This is a genomic window from Nocardia sp. NPDC004718, assembly GCF_053601535.1.
Genome location: NZ_JBSGCA010000121.1, coordinates 1 through 4,653 on the forward strand (window position 1 = coordinate 1; position 4,653 = coordinate 4,653).

A 4,653-nucleotide genomic window follows, 5' to 3' on the forward strand; every position below is an offset into this window, starting at 1 on the left:
CGCCGACGTCGTCTACCGAGTCATGCTTCGCGATACCGGTACCTCTCTACTCATCGAGACTTGACACAGAGAGGAGCCGTTAGCGAGATAGACCCATCACGAAATCCGGCTGGAGTACTAGGCTGTGGTAGTTGCTCCAATGGCAGGGAAAGATCCGTTGTGAAGTGGTGTACGCAGCAAAGTAGACCTGGATGCGAGGGGTTAGTGTTCTGTGGTCGTAGACGCCTCTACGGATCGGGTCCGGGCGGCCGCAGCGTGTGACGCAGACGGCAAGACTTCGTCCGGCGGGGGTTGTGGCCCGCAATGAGTAGCGCCATCGCCCGGATGTTGAGACTAGCTGCCCAACGGTTGCGCGACACTATGCCACCAGTAAGCAAAAAAATCACGAATGAGGTCGGTAAGCACAACGAGGTACTGAGGGGGGCGGCCAAGGCACACCTCACCGGTGACGCCGACGGTGCCCACGAGCTTCGAATGAGCACAACTGACGACCCCGGTGAGCATCGTGATCCCGCCACCGCGCCGCGTCGGCAACCGGTCGGGCCCGGTGATGTGTCAGCAGATGATGAGACTTTTACTCGGTCGGAACATTTTATGCGTGAAATGTACGGGTCTCGATATCATACGGACGGCTCTTATATTTCCCTCGTGCATTCGGAAACGTTGGCAGAAACGTTACCGGAGAGGTTGCACCATTACGTGTCACGTCACATGTCCAAAAATATTCATGGCGGAATCTGGTTGGGCTCCGAAAAGAACGTGCTGGATCTGGGTCATCCGTATCTCTCAGTGGCGAGAGCCGATGAGTTGGCGCAAAGTTTACCGCCTGGTGCGGAGTTCAAAACTATCGCCGGCTTGTACAATCCTAACGAGCATGCGATGCTCGTGAGTGGTAGACGGGGCGGCTACTATGACGTTGTACTGCATGAATTCGGTCATGCGCTCGACCATGCTCTTGAGTACCCAAGCGAGGGAAAGTTATTCACCGAAGTCCATGCGAGGGTTGTTCCGCTCATCCAACAGGCAAGCCCAAAGGCTGCCGAGCATTTCGCACTGGCTGGTCCCGCCGGTCGATCGGAACTCTTCGCTGAGGGCACTGCGTGGTTTTACTATGACTCTCGCCCCGAGGGCAGCGGCTCCGGCGGCTGGGGCGATAGGGAGCCACCGGATTTCCTCAAGTCGGCCGCTGCGGGCCGGTACCTGGCAGACTATTACCAGGCCTTCGAAAAAGCGTTAGGGATTATACCATGAATACGGAACATCCTTTGGCCCAGCGTCTCGACGACGGGCGTATTCTTGTGCGCTACTTCACTCAAGAGCCCGGCGGCGCGATGATAGACGGCTGGGTCGCCATCGGCCCCGACGACCCGGCATACCCTGACTGGGACATCGAAATCACCCGCTGGGAAAACACCCCGAACCCCCTCGATGACACCGACAATTACGAACCCATCGACTACCGAAACCTTCCCCTGTTTCCCGCCCGCCCCCCCGACGGCCACGACTGACAGCCCTCGACTCTCTGCCCGCCCATGCCGCCGACGTCAGCGAGCAATTGCATCGGCCCGCGATCGCCTCGCCTCAGCAGCAGACGATGCGAACAACGGCCCGGGAGGAGAAGTACGGTTCCCGGGCCGACGCCGTCGCGCAACTCCTTGGGTTTGATCAGTAGTCGACGATAAAGCTGGGCAGATCCCATCTGCCGTAGCACTCGACGCGCTGGCAACGAGCACCCCTGGCCAGTCCCCGGTAACGCGACCACCTGATCCGGCCCCCGGAAAGTGAGCCAGGGTTACGAGAGCTGAGACTCGGGCTGGATGGCGTGCCACAGCGTCTCATACTCGTCAGGGCTGAGGTGGCCGAGGTAGCTGTGGCGGCGTTCAGTGTTGTAGAAGTTGTCGATCCAGTCGGCCATCGCGGCTGTGAGTTCGAGGCTGGTGGCCCATTTCCTCGTGTCCAAAAGTTCTGTTTGCATCCGTCCCCAGAACGCCTCGATAGCGGCGTTGTCGAAGCAGTCGCCAACAGTGCCGAGCGAGGGAATCAGGTTGTGCTGCCGCAGGTTTTCGCCGAACGACCAGGATGTGAATTGCACGCCGTGGTCCGCGTGCAGAATCGCCCCGTAGGATTTCGCGCGTTCCCGCACAGCCATATTGACCGCGTTGTTGACCAACGCGGTATCCGGGATCGTCGAAAACGATCGGCCGACGATCCGCTTGCTGAAGCAGTCGAGAATTGCGCAGCAGTAGACCTTTCCGTCACGCGCGGGGTGTTCGGTGATGTCCGAACACCACAGCCGGTTCGGCCGATCGGCAGTGAACACGCGGTTCACCAGGTCCGATGATGTGTGGACACCGAGAAGATTGGGTTTTCGTCCCTTTTGCCGCGGAAGAGCGGAAAGCTGCAGTTCACTCATGATCGAATGGATCAACTTGTGGTTGACCACCATGTCGTACTCGCTGAGCAACGCCGCCTGGATTCGCCGACGCCCGTAGGTGCCGCGGGAACGGAGATGGATCTTGCCGATCTCGTCGGCCACGACCGTCCGGCGTAATATCCGGGTGGACAGTGAAGGTTTGCGCCGTCGGTAGAAGGTGGCGCGGTGCAGACCGACGATCCGGCAGGCCGCACGACCCGAATGACCCTGTGCGATCAGCCTTTCAACGATCGCGTATTTCCTTTTGGGGAAATCAACACCTGCTCGTCGAACAACTCACAGGCATCCTTGGTGAGTTTCAGTTCGGCCTCGAGCTGAGTGATCCGGCGATGCGCTGAGGCCAGTTCGTCGGCCTCGACGCTCGGCACTCCTTCACGCACTCCGGCATCGACCAGGGTCTGTGCCTTCCACTTGAACAGCGTGGCCTCCGAGATACCCGTCTCGGCTGCGATCTCGGCGACGCGTTCCCCGGAACGCAGGCGAACACACACCTGCCGGCGCAGCACGGGCGGATACGATTTCGGCATCATGACCTCCTGATGGTCAAGTCTGCCTCAACTCTCGCAACGATGGTCGCGTATCCGGGGGCCGGATCAGGTGGTCGCCTTACAGGGGACTGGCCACGGGTTATGGGCGATTGCCAGACTGATTCTGGTAATAACCCGTCGCGGTGCAAGGCTTTCTACAATGCATGCGAGCATTTCACGGACGGCGAGTACGCCGATGCCACGGCACGATCGCGGTGGAGGTGTCGATGCTCTGATCGAGCACCACCAGATCGACGTCGCGGTCCTGCAGTGTCTGCGATAAGCGGGGCGAGTCTCGCGTCGACGTGGCGCAGTGTCTCAAGCCAAGGCTGGCCGCTCGGTGCCGCTACGGCCCGCCAACGCAATCCATGCACATCAGTGCATTACAGAACTCGCGGATGCACTTGTCACCAGCGCCATTGGAGGTGACCATCGCCGAGGAATTCGAGCGAGTACGCCTGGTGGTCCAGTCCGTCCTGGGTCTTGAACGTCCATGTGCCGTACTGGCACCAATCAACGTCAGCCTGTGTCACGTCGCGGCGAGCCAACTGCTGTTTGCATAGTCGGTCGTATGAGTCGTCGTCCTCGGGCAGGTTTTCCGTCTCGTTCAGCCACTGCAGGTAGCTGGCAGCCCGATCCGAGCGTACTCCCCGTCCAGGGTCGAAATCTTGTAGAGTGCCGGTAGACCAGGGGGTTTCATAGAAGTATGCGGTGATCAAGCCGACGAGCTCCTGATTGCGGAACAGCTGCATCGGGGTTCGTAAATCCATAGAGTTAGGCTAGAGGAGCCATTCGGGGCTCGTCGTGCTGTGAACCCGGCAACGCGGCCGTGTTCGTAGATACATGAGGTGCCGTAGCGGGAAGTAGTCGCTGATTTCGACTCACCAGCGTGCCGGGTTGGCTCGTCGAGCACGCCCCGGTCAGCGAGGAGCGGCCCTGGTAGCCACGACGCGTGACTAGCGCGGCGACCGCGGGGTCACGGCCGGAATCCGATACTGATTCGGGTGATGATCGGTTGCGGTGCGCGGTCCTGGTCGAGACAGCTCAGCATTTCACGCACGGCCAATACAGCCAGCCCGCGATAGACCGCGGCACAGGAATCGACTTCGTGTTGTTTGATGACACGAACCACCATTCGCGCCGAGACTGGCTCACCGCTGCGGCGGCCCGCGTCATGGGTGCCCGTGCCCGCCAACTCGATCAATGCTCCCTCGGCGAGAGCGTCGTTGAGTTCGGTGTCATGGCACGGTGCGCAGGCGAACTCAACCGACGATGATTCGCCGTCGGGGATCGGCTCGAAATCCACTACGGCGTAGCCCCAGTCGGGCGCACAATTTCCCGGCGATTTCTGCGAGCGCACCGAGACTCCGCGCACCGGTCGCGCCAGCAGAATCGTCATGTCGCGATGATACGAGACCGCGAACGGTCGATCACCGATCTCGACTGCCACCCGCGGTCGATCCGAGGAAGTCAGTAGCCGACGTCGTCCGGACCACCCAGCGCGGCTCTGCGGAAAAACGCCCGGGCCGCATAAGATCCGGGGCCCTCGAAGTGGGTGTCGAGGTCATAGCCATTGGTCGATGGCGGCGATCTGGATGACGGCGAGGTAGCGGGTGGCGTGTTTCTCGTAGCGGGTGGCGACGGCATGGTGTTGTTCGAGGCGGTTGATGCCACGTTCGATGGTGTTGCGGT

Annotated in this window: 6 protein-coding genes; 2 read left to right on the forward strand and 4 right to left on the reverse strand. The window is 60.6% G+C overall.

Going from position 1 to position 4,653, the window contains the following annotated elements; genetic code table 11:
- The first annotated feature begins 474 nt into the window (after positions 1-474).
- Positions 475-1,251, forward strand: a complete 777-nt coding sequence (locus tag ACWEH3_RS35655) for a hypothetical protein (protein WP_450026712.1) — start codon at positions 475-477, stop codon at positions 1,249-1,251.
- Positions 1,248-1,508, forward strand: a complete 261-nt coding sequence (locus tag ACWEH3_RS35660; protein WP_450026714.1) for a hypothetical protein — start codon at positions 1,248-1,250, stop codon at positions 1,506-1,508. Before ACWEH3_RS35655 ends, ACWEH3_RS35660 begins: the two co-directional genes overlap by 4 nt.
- 284 nt (positions 1,509-1,792) lie before the next feature.
- On the opposite strand, the gene ACWEH3_RS35665 is transcribed toward ACWEH3_RS35660, so the two are convergent.
- From ACWEH3_RS35665 to ACWEH3_RS35680, 4 genes are all read right to left on the reverse strand, one after another.
- Positions 1,793-2,665, reverse strand: a complete 873-nt coding sequence (locus ACWEH3_RS35665; RefSeq protein ID WP_450026720.1) for an IS3 family transposase — start codon at positions 2,663-2,665, stop codon at positions 1,793-1,795.
- Entirely contained in the window at positions 2,650-2,940 is a 291-nt protein-coding gene (locus ACWEH3_RS35670; protein ID WP_324193305.1) for a transposase, read from the reverse strand. Before ACWEH3_RS35670 ends, ACWEH3_RS35665 begins: the two co-directional genes overlap by 16 nt.
- Positions 2,941-3,368: 428 nt before the next feature.
- Positions 3,369-3,731, reverse strand: coding sequence for a hypothetical protein (locus tag ACWEH3_RS35675; protein ID WP_450026716.1), 363 nt, complete (start codon positions 3,729-3,731; stop codon positions 3,369-3,371).
- Between the two features lie 206 nt (positions 3,732-3,937).
- Positions 3,938-4,321 (reverse strand): hypothetical protein, encoded by a 384-nt coding sequence (locus tag ACWEH3_RS35680; RefSeq protein ID WP_450026718.1) that lies wholly within the window; start codon positions 4,319-4,321, stop codon positions 3,938-3,940.
- Positions 4,322-4,653 lie beyond the last annotated feature (332 nt).

Coding starts and splice junctions, on each gene's coding strand:
- ACWEH3_RS35675 (WP_450026716.1), bottom strand. CDS start 3,731: ATGGATTTACGAACCCCGATGCAGCTGTTCCGCAATCAGGAGCTCGTC.
- ACWEH3_RS35660 (WP_450026714.1), top strand. CDS start 1,248: ATGAATACGGAACATCCTTTGGCCCAGCGTCTCGACGACGGGCGTATT.
- ACWEH3_RS35655 (WP_450026712.1), top strand. CDS start 475: ATGAGCACAACTGACGACCCCGGTGAGCATCGTGATCCCGCCACCGCG.